The following is a 16,032-nucleotide window of genomic DNA, read 5'->3' on the forward strand; positions in this document are numbered from 1 at the left end:
GAATAGCGCGCAGCAACAGGCGTATTTCGATTGTTGAACAATGGGTTCCGTTTTGCAGCGAATAGGGTTACCTTCCGGCAAGACGTCTTCTGAACCGCCATTTCGGAGAGCTCGATGCGTTGTCTGACGCTCGCAAGTGCCGGATTTCTGACCGCTCTGGCCGCGCCGGCTTTTGCCGCCGACCCGATGGCGGTGCCGATGACCGAACCGGGCTTCGACTGGACCGGCTACTATGCCGGCCTGCAGGCCGGCTACGGCTGGGGCCAGTCCGACATATCAGGAACAGAAGGCGCGCCGTTTTCCATCTCGCCCGACATTGACGGCGGTTTCGTCGGCGGCCATGTCGCTGGCCTCTGGCAGTTCGATCAGGCGGTTATCGGCGCCGAGGCGGAGCTCAACTATTCCTCGATCGATGGCACGGCGGAATCTGGCCTTGGAAGCATATTTGGCACCGACATCAAGTGGTTCGGATCAGTCAACGCCAAGGCGGGCTTCGCCATGGACCGCGTGCTGGTCTATGGCGTCGGCGGCGTCGCCTTTGCCGGCATCGAAACGTCGCAAGTCGCGGGGGCGTCGTTCGCCAGCACGCGCACGAACGTCGGCTGGACCGTGGGTGCCGGCGTCGACTACGCGCTGACCGACAAGTTCATCGTCGGCGCGCAGTATCGCTACTATGATTTCGGCTCCGAGCACTATGACGTGGCGCAACCCTTCAACGACCGCGATCAGGATGTGAAGCTGAACGCGGTCGGCATCAACCTGAGCTACAAGTTCTGATTGTCCTCGGCGACTGAAACTTTCGCGACAACCGATTGTTTTAAAATCACGAACCCCCTTTCATGAATTCGGGTGGCGACACTCGGCAAAAGATGGCTTGACGGGTTTCGCTGGCGTCTGAAAAGGGCTGGCCTGCGGACGTGGCGGAATTGGTAGACGCAAGGGACTTAAAATCCCTCGATCTCTGATCGTACGGGTTCGATTCCCGTCGTCCGCACCACTTTTATTTCGTTGCCTTATTCGTTGTCTACCGGCGTGATCGGATACCCTTGAGGAAACGGTCCCGGCGGCGGGCCGTTCATCAGCGCAGAAGCCCAGCTATGTCGAACTCATCCCAATCGCGTAGGTCAGAGCCACTTTCCTCATCTCGGCTGCCGTCTGAATGGTCTGATTGACGGGCTCTCTTGAGGGCGCGCTTCATGGCCGCTTGACCTGCAGCACGCCGCCTGTTTTCGGCGGCTGTCGCAATGTCCTGCTCTCGCCACAGCGAAACCAGGTCACGGTCAAGCACATCCTCAATATGCCGTGGGTCGAACACGTGAAAGGTGATCTTCCTGGCGCGGCCGCGCAATTTCACCGTCCGTGTCCCGGCGCTTTCAAGGCGGCCATCCTTCAGCCAGCGGTGCCGTTCGCCGGCCTTGATCGTTAAGATGTCCTCGGCTTCGCGAGGGATCACCGGCAGGTCCTCAATGTCTTTCATCGAGTTCGAAATGATCGCGCATGCATCGGAGACGTCAGCCTCAACACCTTCCGGTACGCGCAAGGTCAGCACCCGGGATTCGATATTCAGCAACTTTCTCGCTGCCATCGGAAGGCGTGACCGCACCTCCAGGAAAATACCCCTCGCCCGCACTGAGGACCCCAGCGTGGCGGCAGGCGTAAGAGGCCACTCGCCAACCAGCTTCGCAGTTTCGTCGATTTTTCGCCGTTGAGGCATGGCCGTTAGATAGGACCCTCATGCGAAAGTGCCATGTAGCCACACACCGCTGGCACTCGCCTGCAAAGCACCCCCATCCTTAGAACCCATCCCGAATTGGGCAACTTTGCGTTTGCGAGAAACCTTTCCCAAAAACCCGCGTTGTGAAGCACGGGTTGCCACAAAGGCCGCCCCTTTTGGGAGGAATTTGACATGAACCTCAAGAAAGTGGTTTTCGCTACCATGACCCTTGCAATGGTTTCCGGCTCCGCGGTCGCAGGAAGCACGTCTGCACTCGACGATCCGGCGAAGATGTCCCCCTTCTTCACGGATGCCGGCATGAAGACCATGAAGTCCGAAGCCGAAGCGAAAGCGGCTTGGGCGGCAATGTCCCAGGAAGACCGTGATGCCATTATGAAGGACTGCGCCGATGCAACTATCGCCAAGGCGCACGAAAACTTTTGCAAAATGGCAATGATGATGGGCAAATAGCCTTTCAGCAAAAGCTCGCCGACCCGTCGGCGGGCTTCTCGCGCCGAGAAATGTTGCCGTATTCAGCGAGCGCGCCCATGGCGCGCTCGCTAATTCATCGGCTCGTCGGGGCGAAAATGTTCCAGGCCCTAAATCAAAATCCCCGCCGACCGGAGTAGCGGGGAATTTGAATGCTGATTGTAAACCGCAAAGCCAGCCCTCCAGCTAACAGCCTTCGGTGGTTGTTTTCACCTGCCCCGGGGCTGCGGACTTGGCGCTGGTATCTTGCTGGCCGGGAGCCGCCTGCTTCGCACTGCCACTCTGCTGGCCCGGCGCACAATCTTTCGCTGAGTTGGAGTTGGTCGACTTCGTTGTCGTCGAATCCGTGTTGCTATCGGTTGTCGGCATCGTTGTGGTTGTGGTGGAGCTGCCACTCGTGGTGGAGGAACCACTCGACGATGTTCCCGTCGTCCCAGCGAGAGCAAGACCGGTGGAAAGAGCCATCATGGCAGTACCGATAAGAAGACGTTTCATCCTTCATCTCCTGAGCAAATGCCCCTTCGATCCGATAACATGGGCGCGAAGGATCAGTTCCCATCCGTTGATTGTTTAGCGCGCAGGCCGCGAGCGCTCCAGGGGCGGCCGCCTGATCTTCCGCACGCCTCAGATCGTCGCAGAAAGGTCAATGGGAACATATTAGCCATATTGAATGTTTGAGGGCCTATGGAAAGCCGAAATCTACTCTCAGCAGATCAATTAAGAGCAGCACGATCCCTGCTGAACTGGTCGCGAGTGCGACTTGCCGCAAAGGCCAATCTTAGCGAGGCCACGATCAGCGATTTTGAGAACGGGGTTAGGAAATCGCGTCCCCACAACATAGCGGCCATGCGCCAAGCCTTTGAGGACGCCGGAGTTGTCTTCACCGGCGAAGGCCATCCATCGCTAGCCCGCTCTGAGGTTGATAGCGGTCTCGCCACCGACAATAGAATGTGGCGCCGCCGGCAGAGAAAAGCATGATGGCAATCGCCGGCTAGGAACCGGTCAGCTTGAACAGCGCCTCTCCTTGGGGCTCGGGGAAGACCGGAAAGCATGCGCTCGTCTCGGGCCGGATGGCGAGGCCATAGCGCCGTCTCGCGTGTCTGGAGCTTGGCGCGATGCGATCGATTGAGGAACCCGGCAGAAGATGCCAGCGACCATCGAACTTCCCAAGGTTAGGTTCCACGACCTCAGGCACACCCATGCTTTCGCCCTCATCGCTGGCGGGCTCGACGTGGTTGCAATTAGCCGTCGCCTAGGGCATGCGTCACCCGTGGTCACGCTGTCGGTCTACGCCCACCTTTTTCAAGAGGTCGGACGACGGCGCGGCAGCGGCGATAAAGGCTGCGATGAGAACGGGCGCAGAACAATAACTGGCCTTCGGTGCCAACCCGGTGCCAAGTGCAGGGAAATGGCTAGACCGGCATTTTCTTAAGTGCTTGTAATCGCAGCAAGCGGACGTGGCGAAATTGGTAGACGCAAGGGACTTAAAATCCCTCGATCTCTGATCGTACGGGTTCGATTCCCGTCGTCCGCACCAGCCTTCGCTCTTCGAGCTTCGGCTGGCAGGCCACCGAGACACGCGTTACGGTCGTTCACCGCCTCCTTGCTGCACGGAGCCAGGTATGATCAGCGCCCCTTGATCGCGCTCCGAGTATCGGAAGCCAATAAAAAACAGGCCTATGATGAGCAGGCAAATCACCAGCACCGTGACGAGCGCTTCTCCTGAAAATTTGGTCGCCGGTTTATCTTCCATGGTAATTCGCCTCGATAGATAATCCATCGGGTACGTCGGAGGTTCCAAGCGTCGCATCCGAAGGCGCCTCGGATCCGTCGCGCTGACTTCTCGAACCCAGGGATTGTCGCCCAAATTTGCATCGAAGCGGCTGGAGCGAGGAGCGCAATCACAGCGTGATTTGCGGCGCGCGGGCTAGAGCTTTACCAAGTATTACCCGGGCAAAGGCCACGCATCCAGACGAGCACGACCAGCAAATGGCCGGCGCGCTGCATGAGGAGAATGTAGCCCCTGCATCGCGTCGGCCCATTGCGGCGAGTTCGGAAAGCCGCGTAGGCTGGCTAGGCCGGTCGGTTTTCCAGCAATGGCTTGTGCCCTATGGCCACAAAGCGTCGGCCTGTAGGAATCGCGACCGAAGGCGGGCGCCGGCGTCTGCCGGCCATTTCTCTGCAACTACTTGTTTTGACTCCGCGTACCTTATGGGACGGTAGGCTGCGCTGGGTCATGGGTTTGGGGGCGCGGCCTGCCGTCACTAAGGAGCGCCGGGTGGGGTTGCTCCCTGCATTTTTTGGCCCGGCGCCTGCCCCACCCGAGGTTCCCCAACCCCTGGCGTCGGCCACTTTCCTGTGCCAGCCAAAACCGTCGAGCATTTGGCAATTCGGCCCGGACAAATCATGATGGTGGCCTGCGGTTTTCAAAGATTGCCATTTTGTACGAATAAGTCAGTCGGATCTCATTGCCGCAACCCTCACATGTCAGAGACTTGGCGCTTTTGATCAGGCGACCTTTTCGGATCATCATTCGCTTGCAGTTAGGGCATTGGACGATCATATCGTCATCATCCCGATCTCGTGAAAGTATCATGTGGTTTACCTCCTGCCGGTTCGCAGGAAGCAAGCTGCATGCCGCATTAGCGTCTCTTTTCGAAACACTTCGCACGCAAGATCAGATCGACCGCGTCCTGGTCGCAGCAGAGGCGCTGCACAAGAGCATCGTCCGGCCGCTCCTGGAAGACCACAGCGACCACTACCGCGCCCTTCGTGAGGTCCATGAGCCGCTTGAAGTCGATCGAGACCATCACCGGTAGGGCGCCGTTCATCCAGTGGGGCACCATAGGGCGGGGCCGGTGCGGCCCCCTACGGCGGGCTAGTCCATACGGCTTAATTGCGCGATTGCTAATATACCCATAGGGTCATCCGCGCGGGGGACCAAACTCACCCGCAGTGGCCGGCATGACATAGCCCCATAAGGCAACCCAACCCTGCCGGCCACTCATCTATGGCTGGATAGCGCCTACTTGCGCACGATCCATTCGAGCATGTCTTGCGGCTCAGGCACGGCTGGCATACTTCACCTTGCCCGACTGACTGCATTGAGGACACAAAGGATGGAGATAGGCCAACTTGTCGCCTGAAATATTTCCCGAACTAGTGATCGTCAGGCTGCTGCCCTCGAAACCCTCCAAGCTGTAGGATTCCCAGGTGCCGCTAAGGGGCTGAGCGTCTTCTCGTAGTTTCAAATACCCGGTGCGACCGCATTCGCAAACCAGCTTTTCCCGCAATACAGTTGAGAGCACTTAGGACAGCCTTCTGATGATGCGGCGAACTGGCCCGATTGCTACCCATGGGACATTTGGTATTCGGGTTTCCCGCACTGCCCAAGCTACAGGCATATTAGCGTTCGCTCAACTAAGACTGAAGTCCCTAAGCCCCCTCTCGAAGGTCGGCCTCCGCTCAAAACGCTTGTCAGCTGGTCTGTCATGTAGGATTATAATCCTCGTTGCGGCGATCTCCTCAAACCGAGTTCGCCAATGGCCAGAACCAAACCTTCAAAACAGCTTTCGCAGGACGAAATCGAGCGCTTCCTCGTGGCAGCAGAGGCGCTGCACAAGAGCATCATCGGTCCGCTTTTAGATTACCACAGCGAGCACTATCGCGCGCTTCGTGAGGTCCACGGACCGTTGTTGAAGTCGATTGAGACCATTACCGGCAAGAGGGCGCCATTCATCCAGCCGAACGGCACAGGGCCGGTGAAGCCCCCTAGGGCTGGATAGCGTTCAAGGGGCGGCTTGACGGCCAAAGCATCACGCCCGAACCAGCCAGTTTCGCCCCCACCGGCAGCGGTATATTAGCAGCTTCTTGACTAAGCGGCGAACAGCGCCAGAATCATCGGCATGGCTCGGGGCAATATCAAGGTAGGCGATGAAGTCGCCGTCACGGCGGTTGTGCGCGGTCGGGTGACACGCGACCGCATCAGTGTGACGATCCCCTCCTATGCCTTCCCGCATTCGGTTGTCGATTCCACTTCAAACGCCGTGATCGGCCAGCATATGGAGCTAACCGGCCATGTCACTCGCATCGATGGCGATAAGGTAACCATCAACCTCCGGCCCTTGGTGACGGTCGACGCCGAGCATGTCCGCCTGGTGGAAAGCTACGTCCCGCCGAAGCGAAAAACTCCGCTTATCGGCAACCCTTCCCGAAAATGACCAAGCTCTCTGATCTCGTGCCACCTGCCCCCGGCAAGAGACATGGCGCCGAGCCAGCCGATCCGCGGGGGACAATGTCTTGTCACGAAGGAGGAGCGGTGTAGGGCACAATCGCATCTCTCGCTGCAGGAAGGTTCTACTCTGCCCAATCGCTTCCGCGACGCTGCATCATATCGAGAATGACTTTGAATACGCTGCCAACTTCCTCGCTAATCTCCTCGGCGCTTATACCCTGCTCTTTCGCCGCTTCAATCACCTGGTCAGCCAGGTCGACGGCCGTGGCTGGATCATCGTTGGTGACGTGCAGAAGGTGTTCTGCCATCCATTCGTCCAGGAAGAGAATGCCGCGATCGCTCATGAACGAATAGATGCCTAAGGCACGTATCCGATGGAAGGCGCGAAACCTGCGGTTGCGTTTCCAAATTTGGATACACAAGCACGCGCTGCGAGTTGGCGGAAGTCCCGCGACCTGTCCTGACCGCAGAAGACCCCGCTGGTGCCTGTTGCGGTCAGCGTGTCTTGAGGTCAGGTGACGGATATATCCGAAGCTCTTAGATATCCACGGATAGCGTTGTAATCACTCTAGCATCTTGCCCTTCAAATGCATGAACCTCTCGCCTAAAAGGTGGCTTAAAGTGGCGTCGAAAAAGGTTATGTTGCGTAGGGAGTGCTGGATATGAATTTGCCGAACTTTATCAAACGTTATGACAAAGTGGAAAAGGCTGCCGAGGAACTCCAGATAGAGCTAGCCGAGGCTTTGAACAACTCCCTGAGCCTCGACGATATGGTCCCGTCGCAGGACGATAGTGTCCCGAAAGACGACCTCGCGATAGAGACCGATGCCCCTCAACTTGAGGGCGTTTCCATTGAAGCTCCACGACAGCTGACTTCGCACACGCAGAGCCGGCTCGATGCTTTGGGCTCTTTTGAGAGGCTGTTCCACGATGCTGAGGAGCATTTGGAGGAAGTCAAGGCGAAGCTTCTGGAGGTTGCAACCTCACACCACTACACACGCGAATTCTTCCACATCCTTCAAGCAGACTTCTTTCGCGCCAACGAACTGGAAATGGCAAACGCCAACCTGACTGCGGAACAGAAGGTCCTGTCCGAACAACTGCACGATGTGACGAGGAAGCAGCGTGAGCACGAGAGCGCGTTCGGTGCCATGCAGCAGCGTGAGGCGAGCCTGGTTCAGGACAGGGACGCTCTTCGCGGCGCACTGGCCGCAGTAAGGCTGGAACTGGTGGAGGCAGCCAATGCCAGCGCAAAGCGGGAAGCGGAATTCAGCGAGGTTGCCAAAGCTCTTTCGGAGAGAACGGCCGAGGCCGATAGGCGCTCACGGGAAAACGACACTTTGCGGGAAAAGCATGTGAGGCTTTCGATCGACCTCGACAAGGCACAAAAGCGCGAAGCTGAGGCGCGGCGCAGGCTCGATGAGCTATCGACCATCCATGCCAACGATGCGGCGCGGCATTCCGAACTGCTGGCTGCGCTTGGCAAGAGCGAGAAAGAGGAAACGCGGCTGCAGAAGTCGCTTGAGATCATGCAGGCGAAATTGTCGGAAATGACAGAAGCCGCACGCATCGCGGATGATGACAGGGAAACCGAACGCGCACGCACTCTTGCGGAGATACGCGGCTTGCGTTCTGAAATTCAAAGCCTTCAATCGCGACTGGATGTGGCGCTGAGCAAGGCAAGCGAAGCATCCGGCGAGATCGCCAGGCTGACGGCTCAATGGAGCGATACCATGGCCGAAAAGCAGGTTGCAGATGAAAGGTACTCTGATCTCATGAAAGAGAGCGAAGCTGATAAGCTGAGCCTTTCGAGGTTGACTGCGGACCTCTCGCAGCTCTCTGTCCAATACGCCTCCGAACAGATGCAGTCCGATGTCCAGAGGCAGGAATGCGAGGACATGCGGGGAGAAATCGCTGCGCTCAATGCGCGCGTCAAAGGGTTGTTGCCATATGAGCGCTTGCACAAAGTAACGAGTGCAAGGGAACGTGAGGGCGCCATTGGTGTTGGCAGCGTGGCAGCGGAACCGGCCCGACCCAGGACCAGGCGACGTTCCCGCACAAGCCTGCGTGCGGCGTCATAGACGTGGCGGCGGCGTTACTGATGTTGGCGGGTATAAAGAGATCAGTGGTAACGCGATCGGAACACTCAACCACGGAACCGGTATAGGTTCCTCACAAGAAAAAGCCCGCCAGGGGGCCAGCGGGGCGTCAGAGATTGACGAGGGTGAGGGTTTGAATTCTCGTCGCAAGATAATTTAGCCGAAGCTTACATCTGGGCAACCGGTCCTTCGGGTGTCCGGCTAAGCCGCGTGTGTCTGTCGTCACCGCCGCCGTCGCCACCACCTTCGCCACAACCAGATGGTACGGAAACGTACAAAACGGCATCACGCATCCTGGCAGGGCGGCAAGTGGCAAACTCGCCGGGCGAAGACCCCCACGACCTCAAGCCCGGCGAGCCTCACAAACCTGATCAGAGTACGCGATCAGGACCGGGGTCAGCCGGCAAACCTGCGCTGCAAGATTGATGCCGACAAAGATCATTCGAAATGGCACAGGCTCACATCTGCGCGTCAATCAGAGAATTGGAGGAGCCGCTATAGCCTCATTGACCATAACACCACCAGTGCCACCACGATACCGACCAAACAGTATGCGACCCATACGCTGGTCATGGGTCCTGCTTAATCCGCAAATCGTGCTGCACGTGAGCGCACCTTACCGCTGCCCTTCGGCGCGCCGTGAAGATTCTAGGCCCGCCGGCGCGGTTCTTCATCGCCTCCAAGATGACTTCGAACACGCTGCCTACGTCTTCGCTGGCGGCCGCCTCAGAAACGGCTTCTTGGTCGGTGGCTGGCCGTCAGCACTTTTTATCGCCGTTTGGATTTGGCGCCGGCGCCTCGCGCACATCTCGCGGTGGCGGGTCGACATGTTGAGGCTCCGGCGATGCGTCCTGGTCTGGACGGACAGGCGTCTTCTTCGGGCTGGGTTTCGGCGGCGGATCTTCGATTTTGCCTCGCATGCTCAAAGAACCGACATAGCCGCTTCTTGTTCCCACGCACGCTCTGATATTTTAGCAGCAGCGAAACAAAGTCCCCGTTCCCGCGTTGAGATTTCGTCCACAAAGGGGAGAAACGCAATTGGATCCGGCAACTGCAGCAATGATGGTTCTGCTGTCGTGCAGTCCAGGCCAGGCTGTCTGCAAACCGCTCGATCCGTCACCGGCCAAGATGTTCGTATCCCTTGACGAATGCCGGGTCGCTTTGGCCAACAGGCTCGCAGGCGCCCCCAACGGGGAGATCGTCGGGCGATGCAGTCCGGTCGACCCATCCGCTACAGGTTCCCTTCCCGCGGGATACAGGACGGTTGTCGTCACGCGGGGCATGGGCGCGAATGCGGTGAGCAGTCGCTACATCGTGCCGCACAAAGACTGAAGCCCGCCACCGTGAGGCAGCCGGCGCGGCCGCCCGAGCTACTCCAAAGGCGGCTCTTCGCTCGGTGGAGTCAAAACGGTAATATCCATTCTGGCGATTGTCGACGCGGCGCGCCCCTGCGCACCAGGATCTGTGTCGCCACTTTCTGCCACCATAGCCTTGGCGCGATGTCCCACGCTGTCTGCGCTTTTGCCTGGCACAAACACTTCGCCCGGTTCTGTTTTTGCGGGTTTCGGTTGAGTTTCCGGCACCTGCCGATGTTGATTTCCAATCGCCGAGACCATTGATACCTCCGCTTGGTCAGGCCGTGACCGTATCTGTCAAAGCTGTAGCGAGCCTGACCATTCTAAACAGCCCGCCACCGTGAGGCGGCGGGCTTCAAGTCGCCAACTTGGCAACTTGATCAGAAGTGATCGGGTTGCTACCGCTCGTCGTCGCCTCTCGATGCCCTGGCGCTCGGCCAAACGCCTGCGTTCGTCGCACCCTTCTGGCGTGCCGATAGGTGCGCGCCCACGACGTCGATGTTGGGATATCTCGTCGGTTCAACCTCAGTCCCCCTTGATGCCGCATCGGTTTCGCCCGACAATAGGGAACGATTTCGCCCGCCATGTGTTAGGCGCTTATGGACTTTGCGGACCCCGGACCCAGAATGGCAGCTGATCTTCTGACCATGCGAGTCGCCGATGCCGAGCAGCGCATCAAGCAGACCGAACTCGCGCTTGTACTCAGCGAGAAAATGGTGGCTGAGAACCTCGCTTTGTCCAGCAGGATACGATCTGCGAGGCGGCGGGTCGTGAAATCCGGAGGGCGTCTGACGACAATCGACCCAACAGCCCTGAAACAGTTCGCACAATAATAGCACTCCACTGCGGATAATGTGGGAGAGGTTGTTGGCAGCCTCGGCGGTGATCGGCCAATACGTCGCAGGAACCAAAGCGTTCGGCAGGGGTTGGTGTTCCGAAGGGATATCAACCCAAAGGACGCGGAACAATGGACCTGATGAACTTGGAATTGGCCAGAGCCCGACAGAGCGTCGGCCGGGCAAAGTTGGATCTCGAACGCGCTGAAAACTTGCTCGATGAAGAGGGCGGCGTCGCCGTGAACCTCGCCTTGTGTTGCCGAATTCGCTCTGCACAACGGCGCGTGGTCGAGGCTCGGCAGCGGCTCACGAAGATCGATCCCATCAAGGCAAATTGACCGATGATCGCGACCCTGAACCCCGAAATCGCGAGAAGTGGCCCCATCTATCGCCCGGCGCAACTCGCGCTACTCCGGCTTCGGTTGATGCAACACTTCGAAAGCACCGACTCTGCAGCCAGGCAGGTCGAGGACGAGTTGGCCAAGCTGTCCAAAGCAACCGCTATGGATCGGCAACGGGCAGGTTACCCGAAGCAGTTGCCTCAAATGTCGAGATAGCCGGCAGCGACAAGCATAGCCTTGTATCGTCGGGCAAATCGGCTGGGCACGCGGCTGAGGTAGCCGGAGGCGCCAATATCCCAATGCGCGCCCAGTTCGCCATCGAAGCTGGCCGGGTCGAATTGCAGCAGCCCGCTGCGGGGATAGACCGTGAATTCTCCGAAGATCGGGTCTCCATCCTCCTCGTAGAAATCGACACGCACCATGTCGAATTCGCCGCCAAGCGCCTCGGCTGCCTCGATCATCCGGGCGAGGCTCTTGGGAGGAGGGATTTTCAGACTAGAGTCGATCGCGCCCTGGACGATGTTCAACGGGCGCCAATCACGGTCCAGGTGGCCCGTATTTTTGACCGTGGAACGGAAAGCGACGACGACGATGTATTCGACGCGGCCGGCCAGCACGCAGAGCTTATAGTCGACCGGATTATAGTCCTGGTCCTTGCCGACCAGCGCTTCGACGAAAACCCGCCGCCTGATATGCGCATAGCTGCGCTCCAGCTTGCGGGTACCATAGGTCTGCGCAAGGTGTCCCGTCATCTCGGCAATGATTGCCGCCCGGTCGGCGTTTGCCGGATCGCGAACGATGACGTTCATGGCGCAACCGTGGTTGCATTTGACGGCGTAGGGAATTTTCAAGTCATCGAAGGGGATTTGGCGGGGGTCGTCGCCCTGCCACAGAATCTCGGGAATGGAGAGCCAGGGGAGCCGCTCCCGGACGAGTTCCTTGGACTTGAGCTTGTCGAGAAGACCGGCAAAGCGAGGATCGTCATCGAAAATCTTGCGCCAGTGGATCTTCTCCGTGAAGGTCACAGGGGCTGCGAAATTCGGCAGATGCCGCATCCGCTCGAGGAAACGCTGGGTCAACCGGCGGTAGCGGACAAGCAGCGCGGCGTTCAGCAACAGGAGAGATGCTCGCGCGCTGCTTCGCTTCAGCCATGCCTTTGCGCCACGCGCCATTCCGGTGTCCTTGCAACTTCCGGACGACTAGGCGACCGGAATTCGCGGGTCAAGCGCGATAATGCGCGCGCCGAAATGGAGCCGTGGTTCAGCCCGAAAGCGGATTGAGCTTCGGGTGCTGGATCAGAGTTTTATGACCCACAACGTCGCTCCAGTCGCATCAATCGCCGATTCCATCGTCACTATGCATGGCGGTTCTGCGCTACGGAGCCAAGGACAAGGTTCTGACCAGCCTTTCGTGCGACCCAACAGCGTTTGCCCATCCGCAGCGCTAATTCGGAACGACCAATGACAATAACGATAGATGGCAACGCCAGCTGGCGCGACATCGCGCAAGTGAGCGAAGGCGAATCCCTGGCGCTCAGTCCGGCTGCCTGGGAGAGGATCGCCTTTGCGAACCAGATCGTCGCTTCCATCGTCGAAAAAGGCATTCGCGCCTATGGCGTCAACACCGGGGTCGGCGCATTGGCAAGCAAGGTGGTGGCGCCTGCGCTGCAAAAGAAACTGTCGCGCAATATCATTCGCAGCCACGCATGCGGCGTCGGTGACCTGGTGCCGAGACGCGGCGTGCGCGCCATCATTGCCGCTCAAGTGGCGAATTTCGCGCATGGCCATTCCGGTGTAAGCCCCGCAATCGTCCGTAATTTGCTCACCTTTATCGAGCGCGACTGCGTTCCCGACGTGCCGTCCAGGGGATCGGCCGGGTATTTGACGCACAACGCGCATGTGGCACTGGTCTTGATCGGTGAAGGCAGTGCAACCGTGGCAGGTCGCTCGATGAGCGGACTGGAAGCGCTTGCCGAAATGGGTCTGGCGCCCCTGGAGCTTGGCGCGAAGGAAGGCTTGAGTCTGGTCAATGGCACGGCGTGCGCGACCGGCCTGACCAGCATCGCCGTGCAGCGCGCGGAGCGCTTGCTGGGATGGGCTGACGCCGCAGCCGCTTTGACGCTTGAAGCCGCGGGCGCACAAATGCCGGCCTTCGGAGAGCAAATCCTGGCGATGCGGCCCTCGCCCGGCATTCAGGATGTGGGCAAAGCGCTGCGCGGCTGGCTTCACGGCAGCGAGCTCATCGCGCTTGCTCACGGCTGTCGCACGCAGGACGCGCTCAGTCTTCGCGCCGTGCCGCATGTTCATGGCGCCGCCCGCGAGGTATTGGACCGGTCCGCTGAGCTGGTCGACCGTGAATTGGCTGCCGTCACCGACAATCCGGCTGTGTTCGGGTCGTTGAACGATCCTCGGGTTGTCTCGGAGGCGCATGCGGTGGCGCCGGCGCTCGGACAGGCCGCCGATGGCCTGACGATCGCCTTGGCGCAGGTGGCCGGAATGAGCGAGCGTCGCATCGACCGTCTCGTTAATCCCCTGGTCAACAATTTGCCGCCCTTCCTTGCCGATGAAGACGGAGCCAATTCCGGCTTCATGATTGCCCAATACACCGCCACGTCGCTCAGCAACGTCAACCGGCGCCTGGCCGCGCCGGCCGCGACCGACGGTGGCGTCACATCCGGCCTGCAAGAGGACTTTCTTGCTCACCCGACAGTCGCGGCCAACAAGCTGCTCGCCGTTATCGACAACGCGGAATACATTTTGGCCATCGAACTCATGGCCGCCGCGCAGGCCCATGATTTTCTGGCCGAGCGCGGTGCACGCGCGCCCGGCACCGATACCATCTACCGCATGGTCCGGGAGAACATAGCGCACTATTCCGACGATCGGCCCCTGTCCGGGGACATGGAGGAATTGCGCAACTTCATCCGCGAAGTGGACGTGCCACCCTGTCCGCAGCCCACCGAGTGAGGCCCGCCGAGCTTCGCGGAGCTAAGCCTTCAGCGGGTACAGTTTCAGGTGCTGGATCAGGATGATCGTCTTGGCGTCGATGATGCGGCCGTCGGCTATGCCGGCCAGCGCCTCGTCGAGCGGCATTTCGAGCACCTCGATGTCCTCGCCCTCTTCCGGTGCGCCGCCGCCGGCCGAGATGCGGTCGGCGGGTGAGTAGCGCGCCACAAAGAACCACAGCCGTTCGGTCACGCTGCCCGGGCTCATATAGGGCGCAAACAGCCGCTCGATGTTCTTAAAGTGATAGCCGAGCTCTTCCTCGGCCTCCTTGAGGATGGCGGTTTCCGGATCGTTTTCGTCGAGCAGGCCGGCGCAGGCCTCGATCAGCGGTTCGCGGTGGCCGGTGACATAGGCGGGATAGCGGAACTGCCGCACCAGAAGAACCGTCTGGCGCTCGGGATCGAAGGGCAGGATCACCGCGCCGTCGCCGCGATCGTAGGTCTGGCGAATCTGCGTCTCCCACTGCCCGTCGCGCCGGCGATAATCGAGGACGGTCTTCTTCAGGACCGCCCAGTCATCGGACAGGACTTCCTCCGAGCGGATACGGATGCGATCTTCCATGATGAACTCCATGCTGTCGGCGCCATGGCGTAGCCGCGAACCGTTTTGCGCGCAACCGAAACAGCGAAAGTTCACCGCGTCGTGTCTGGTGCCGGCAACTGCCATCGCCTACATAGCTCAAGCCCCGTCCCCGGAGTTTCCTGATGACCGCAGCGCTTTTCCAGCCGATCACCCTCGATGGCCTGACCTTCCCGAACCGCATCGCGGTGGCGCCGATGTGCCAGTATTCCGCCGATGACGGCTCGGCCAGCGATTGGCATCTCTACCACTGGATGAATCTGGCCATGTCGGGCGCCGGCATGGTCACCGTCGAGATGACGGATGTCGAGCGGCGCGGCCGCATCACCCATGGCTGCCTTGGTCTCTACTCGGACGACAACGAGGCCGCCGCCCGGCGCACGCTGGATGCGGCCAGGCGCGTTGCCGCGCCGGGAACGAAATTCGGCATTCAGCTTGCCCATGCCGGCCGCAAGGCCTCGAACCGAAAGCCCTGGGAAGGCGGCGGGCCGCTGCGGCCGGGCGAGGATCCCTGGCAGACCGTCTCGGCCTCGGCCATCGCCTATGACACCGGCTGGAATGTGCCGCATGCGCTGGAGGATGAGGAAATCCTGCAGCTCATCGAACGGTTCACCGAGGCCGCAAAGCGGGCCGAACGCGCCGGCTTCGACTTCCTCGAATTGCACGCCGCGCACGGCTATCTGATCTTCCAGTTTCTGTCGCCACTTTCCAACCAGCGCACCGACCGCTGGGGTGGCTCGCTGGAAAACCGCATGCGTTTCCTCCTCGAGATCGCCAAATCGGTGAGGAAGGCCGTTCCAAACCTGATGCTTGGCGCACGCCTGTCGGTAACGGACTGGGTCGATGGCGGCTTCGACGTCGCGGACGCGATCGAGGTGGCCAAGGCGTTGAAAGCGCTGGGCATTGCCTATCTCTGCTGCTCGAGTGGCGGCAATTCTCCCTTGCAGAAGCTGCCGACCGGCCCCGGCTATCAGGTGCATCTGGCCGAAGCGGTGCGCAAGGGCGCCGGCATTCCAACGCGGGCCGTCGGCCTGATCGACGATCCCGGCCAAGCCGAGGCGATCGTCGCCGATGGCCGCGCCGATATGGTGGCGCTGGCCCGCGCCTTCCTCGCCGATCCGCGCTGGGGCTGGCGCGCTGCCGCCACCTTTGACGAGAAAATCCATCCGGCGCCGCAGCTTGCCCGCTCGGTAACGACGATGCAGCACTGGATGAAGGTCTAAGCAGGCTGCACCGACGGATGCGCAAAAGCGCATTTGCTGGACAGGCAGCCGCAGCTTCGCTTTAATCCACCCACACTGTTTCCGTTGGGTAAGGTCGCCTTTGCGGCCGAGTTGGGAGCAAAGTCATGGTATCAAGGGCACTCTATCCCGCGGCCGC

Annotated in this window: 19 protein-coding genes and 2 tRNA genes; 13 read left to right on the forward strand and 8 right to left on the reverse strand. The window is 59.9% G+C overall.

Translation table 11 applies throughout. The annotated features are described in order from the left end of the window. Positions 1-114: 114 nt before the first annotated feature. Complete coding sequence (locus AC04SG_RS27425) at positions 115-777, forward strand: outer membrane protein (RefSeq protein ID WP_488553600.1); 663 nt, start codon at positions 115-117, stop codon at positions 775-777. Positions 778-911: 134 nt separating this feature from the next. Further along, positions 912-997: transfer RNA gene (locus AC04SG_RS27430), tRNA-Leu, on the forward strand. An 81-nt stretch (positions 998-1,078) separates the two neighbouring features. On the opposite strand, the gene AC04SG_RS27435 is transcribed toward AC04SG_RS27430, so the two are convergent. Continuing rightward, positions 1,079-1,714, reverse strand: coding sequence for a hypothetical protein (locus tag AC04SG_RS27435; RefSeq protein WP_488553601.1), 636 nt, complete (start codon positions 1,712-1,714; stop codon positions 1,079-1,081). Positions 1,715-1,906: 192 nt separating this feature from the next. Between AC04SG_RS27435 and AC04SG_RS27440 the strand changes: the two genes are divergently transcribed. Then, a complete protein-coding gene (locus AC04SG_RS27440; RefSeq protein ID WP_488553602.1) occupies positions 1,907-2,185 on the forward strand; it encodes a hypothetical protein in 279 nt (92 codons plus the stop codon). 204 nt (positions 2,186-2,389) lie between these two features. On the opposite strand, the gene AC04SG_RS27445 is transcribed toward AC04SG_RS27440, so the two are convergent. After that, entirely contained in the window at positions 2,390-2,698 is a 309-nt protein-coding gene (locus AC04SG_RS27445; RefSeq protein WP_488553603.1) for a hypothetical protein, read from the reverse strand. A 189-nt stretch (positions 2,699-2,887) separates the two neighbouring features. Between AC04SG_RS27445 and AC04SG_RS27450 the strand changes: the two genes are divergently transcribed. The 3 genes from AC04SG_RS27450 (at position 2,888) to AC04SG_RS27460 (ending at position 3,740) form a co-directional block, all read left to right on the forward strand. After that, positions 2,888-3,181 carry a helix-turn-helix domain-containing protein gene (locus tag AC04SG_RS27450; protein ID WP_488553604.1) on the forward strand — a complete coding sequence of 98 codons (294 nt, stop codon included), beginning with the start codon at positions 2,888-2,890 and terminating at the stop codon, positions 3,179-3,181. Positions 3,182-3,347: 166 nt separating this feature from the next. Beyond that, a complete protein-coding gene (locus AC04SG_RS27455) occupies positions 3,348-3,635 on the forward strand; it encodes a tyrosine-type recombinase/integrase (RefSeq protein WP_488553605.1) in 288 nt (95 codons plus the stop codon). A gap of 19 nt (positions 3,636-3,654) precedes the next feature. Continuing rightward, positions 3,655-3,740, forward strand: a tRNA-Leu gene (locus AC04SG_RS27460). A gap of 45 nt (positions 3,741-3,785) precedes the next feature. Here AC04SG_RS27460 and AC04SG_RS27465 read toward each other — a convergent pair. Continuing rightward, positions 3,786-3,956: a hypothetical protein gene (locus AC04SG_RS27465; protein WP_488553606.1), complete on the reverse strand. Its 171-nt coding sequence runs from the start codon at positions 3,954-3,956 to the stop codon at positions 3,786-3,788. 889 nt (positions 3,957-4,845) lie between these two features. After that, positions 4,846-5,034: a hypothetical protein gene (locus AC04SG_RS27470; protein ID WP_488553607.1), complete on the reverse strand. Its 189-nt coding sequence runs from the start codon at positions 5,032-5,034 to the stop codon at positions 4,846-4,848. Between the two features lie 711 nt (positions 5,035-5,745). On the opposite strand from AC04SG_RS27470, the gene AC04SG_RS27475 reads away from it, so the two are divergent. Beyond that, positions 5,746-5,988, forward strand: coding sequence for a hypothetical protein (locus tag AC04SG_RS27475; protein ID WP_488553608.1), 243 nt, complete (start codon positions 5,746-5,748; stop codon positions 5,986-5,988). A gap of 120 nt (positions 5,989-6,108) precedes the next feature. Continuing rightward, on the forward strand, positions 6,109-6,423 hold the full coding sequence (locus AC04SG_RS27480; protein WP_488553609.1) for a hypothetical protein: 315 nt from the start codon (positions 6,109-6,111) through the stop codon (positions 6,421-6,423). Between the two features lie 136 nt (positions 6,424-6,559). On the opposite strand, the gene AC04SG_RS27485 is transcribed toward AC04SG_RS27480, so the two are convergent. Then, positions 6,560-6,781, reverse strand: coding sequence for a hypothetical protein (locus AC04SG_RS27485; RefSeq protein ID WP_488553610.1), 222 nt, complete (start codon positions 6,779-6,781; stop codon positions 6,560-6,562). Positions 6,782-7,099: 318 nt separating this feature from the next. On the opposite strand from AC04SG_RS27485, the gene AC04SG_RS27490 reads away from it, so the two are divergent. Then, positions 7,100-8,518 carry a coiled-coil domain-containing protein gene (locus AC04SG_RS27490; protein ID WP_488553611.1) on the forward strand — a complete coding sequence of 473 codons (1,419 nt, stop codon included), beginning with the start codon at positions 7,100-7,102 and terminating at the stop codon, positions 8,516-8,518. Positions 8,519-9,906: 1,388 nt separating this feature from the next. Here the strand turns inward: AC04SG_RS27490 and AC04SG_RS27495 are convergent. Beyond that, positions 9,907-10,152, reverse strand: coding sequence for a hypothetical protein (locus tag AC04SG_RS27495; RefSeq protein WP_352560878.1), 246 nt, complete (start codon positions 10,150-10,152; stop codon positions 9,907-9,909). 365 nt (positions 10,153-10,517) lie between these two features. On the opposite strand from AC04SG_RS27495, the gene AC04SG_RS27500 reads away from it, so the two are divergent. Together AC04SG_RS27500 and AC04SG_RS27505 are read left to right on the forward strand one after the other, a co-directional pair. Then, entirely contained in the window at positions 10,518-10,724 is a 207-nt protein-coding gene (locus AC04SG_RS27500) for a hypothetical protein (RefSeq protein WP_488553612.1), read from the forward strand. Positions 10,725-10,858: 134 nt separating this feature from the next. Further along, complete coding sequence (locus AC04SG_RS27505) at positions 10,859-11,065, forward strand: hypothetical protein (RefSeq protein ID WP_477306395.1); 207 nt, start codon at positions 10,859-10,861, stop codon at positions 11,063-11,065. 203 nt (positions 11,066-11,268) lie between these two features. Here the strand turns inward: AC04SG_RS27505 and AC04SG_RS27510 are convergent, their stop codons facing one another. Beyond that, positions 11,269-12,240: an ATP-grasp fold amidoligase family protein gene (locus AC04SG_RS27510; protein ID WP_488553613.1), complete on the reverse strand. Its 972-nt coding sequence runs from the start codon at positions 12,238-12,240 to the stop codon at positions 11,269-11,271. A gap of 288 nt (positions 12,241-12,528) precedes the next feature. Here AC04SG_RS27510 and AC04SG_RS27515 point away from each other — a divergent pair, with 288 nt between their 5' ends. Then, complete coding sequence (locus tag AC04SG_RS27515; RefSeq protein ID WP_488553635.1) at positions 12,529-14,034, forward strand: HAL/PAL/TAL family ammonia-lyase; 1,506 nt, start codon at positions 12,529-12,531, stop codon at positions 14,032-14,034. Between the two features lie 21 nt (positions 14,035-14,055). Here AC04SG_RS27515 and AC04SG_RS27520 read toward each other — a convergent pair whose 3' ends face one another. Further along, a complete protein-coding gene (locus AC04SG_RS27520) occupies positions 14,056-14,634 on the reverse strand; it encodes an NUDIX domain-containing protein (protein ID WP_488553614.1) in 579 nt (192 codons plus the stop codon). 143 nt (positions 14,635-14,777) lie between these two features. Here AC04SG_RS27520 and AC04SG_RS27525 point away from each other — a divergent pair, with 143 nt between their 5' ends. Continuing rightward, complete coding sequence (locus AC04SG_RS27525; RefSeq protein ID WP_488553615.1) at positions 14,778-15,875, forward strand: NADH:flavin oxidoreductase/NADH oxidase; 1,098 nt, start codon at positions 14,778-14,780, stop codon at positions 15,873-15,875. Positions 15,876-16,032 lie beyond the last annotated feature (157 nt).

The sequence above is a fragment of the Mesorhizobium sp. CNPSo 4684 genome (genome assembly GCF_057784315.1).